2 protein-coding genes are annotated in these 2082 nt (G+C 68.7%); both read left to right on the top strand.

Annotated features, from left to right (window positions below; all coding sequences use genetic code 11):
* On the top strand, positions 1-1646 hold a 1646-nt coding region (locus tag ACRDP3_RS23515; protein ID WP_431518998.1), incomplete at its 5' end, for an ATP-binding response regulator.
* Positions 1643-2082: response regulator (locus tag ACRDP3_RS23510; RefSeq protein ID WP_431518997.1), on the top strand; the 440-nt coding region annotated here is incomplete at its 3' end. The genes ACRDP3_RS23515 and ACRDP3_RS23510, both read left to right, overlap by 4 nt.

Genomic DNA, 2082 nt, shown 5'->3' with positions numbered 1-2082 from the left:
AGCTGCAGAGCACCAACGCCGAACTGGAGGAGAAGGCCGCCCTGCTGGCCACCTCCTCGCAGTACAAGTCGGAGTTCCTGGCCAACATGTCGCACGAGCTGCGTACTCCGCTCAACTCACTGCTGATCCTGGCCCGGCTCCTCGCGGACAACCCGGACGGCAATCTGTCCGAGCAGGAGGTGGACTTCGCGTCCACCATCTACCGCTCCGGCTCGGACCTGCTGCAGCTGATCAACGACATTCTGGACCTGTCGAAGGTCGAGGCCGGGCGGATGGACGTACGCCCCAAGAAGCTGCCGCTGACCAAGCTGCTCGACTATGTGCACGCGACCTTCCGTCCGCTGACCATCGACCGCGGACTGGCCTTCGAGATCGGGGTCGGCGAGCACGTGCCGCGCGAGCTGTTCTCGGACGAGCAGCGGCTCCAGCAGATCCTGCGCAATCTGCTCTCCAACGCCGTGAAGTTCACCGCCTCCGGGAGCGTGGAGCTGCGCGTCGAGCGGGTGGCGTCGAGAGAGTTCAAGGAAGAGACGCTGCGCAACGCCGAAACGGTCGTGTCGTTCTCGGTGAAGGACACCGGCGTCGGCATTCCGCCGGACAAGCTCGCGGCGGTCTTCGAGGCGTTCCAGCAGTCCGACGGGACCACCAACCGCAAGTACGGGGGCACCGGCCTCGGTCTTTCGATCAGCAGGGAGATCGCCGGCCTGCTCGGCGGCCGGATCGACGTGGAGAGTGAGCAGGGCGTGGGTTCCCGGTTCACCCTCTCCGTACCGGCGGACTATCCCGGCAGTATGCCCACCACCGAACCCCGGCCCGCCGAAGCCGGTGCCGCGACGGCCGGAGCCCTGGGCAGAGGCAGTGCGGGCGCGAGCGCGGGCACGGTCACCCCGTCTCCGGCGCCGACGGCGCTGCCGGGGCCGCCGCAGCCGGAACCGCCCCTGACCGAGGCCCCCGCCGCGGCCGAGGCCGCCCCTGCCGCCGAGCCGCCCGCGCCGACCAAGCCCGTCACCACCCCCGAGCGGACCGGCGACGAGAAGCCTCCGGCGACGGAGACCCACGGGGAGACCTGGCCGGAGACGACACAGCTCAAGCGCTGGCTCGGCGGGCACCCGGGGCGGGTGCTGAACGGGACCCACGTGCTCATCGTCGACGACGACATCCGGAACGTCTTCGCGCTCACCCATGTGCTGGGCCGTATCGGGATCTCCGTGAAGTACGCCGAGAACGGCCAGGAGGGCCTTGACGTCCTCGACCGCTCCCCCGAGGTGGCGCTGGTCCTGATGGACATCATGATGCCTGAGATGGACGGCTACCAGGCGATACGGATCATCCGTCAGACCGCGCGCCTCGCCGACCTGCCGGTCATCGCGCTCACCGCCAAGGCCATGTCGGGTGACAGCCAGAAGGCACTCGACAGCGGAGCGGACCTCTACGTTCCCAAACCGGTGGACGTGGACCAGCTGCTGTCGGCGATGTACACCCTGCTCGACGCGAAGGAGGGCGGCGAGGGCTCCTCGGCCGGCCCGGACAGCGGTCCCGGCCCGCAGAGCTCCCAGGACGGGGGCACCACCGGCAACCCGGACGGCACCGGTGATACCGGCGATTCCGGGGACGAGGACGCTGACCCGGCGGGACGGGCGCCATGAGCACACCCACGCCCGAGAGGTCCAGCATCCTGATCGTCGATGACATGGAGGAGAACCTCGTCGCGCTGGAGGCCGTACTCGGCCCGCTCGACCAGGAGTTGGTGGCCACCCGCTCCGGCGAAGAGGCACTGAAGGCGATGCTGCGGCAGGAGTTCGCGGTCGTACTGCTCGATGTCCTGATGCCTGGAATGGACGGTTTCGAGACCGCCAGCAACATCAAGCGTCTCGACCAGACCAAGGATGTGCCCATCATCCTGCTGACCGGCACCGACGTCGATGCGGACTACGCCTACCGCGGCTACGCGCTGGGCGCCGCCGACTTCCTGTCCAAGCCGATCGATCCCTGGGTGCTGCGCACGAAGGTCAACGTGTTCCTGGAGCTGGACCGCAAGAACCGGCAGCTCGCCGTGCAGGCGGAGCAGTTGCGCCGCCTGCT

The organism is Streptomyces sp., from assembly GCF_050698815.1.
GTDB lineage: Bacteria > Actinomycetota > Actinomycetes > Streptomycetales > Streptomycetaceae > Streptomyces.
Note: the sequence above shows the minus strand (reverse complement) of the source record. Positions and strands in the feature narration are given on the sequence as shown.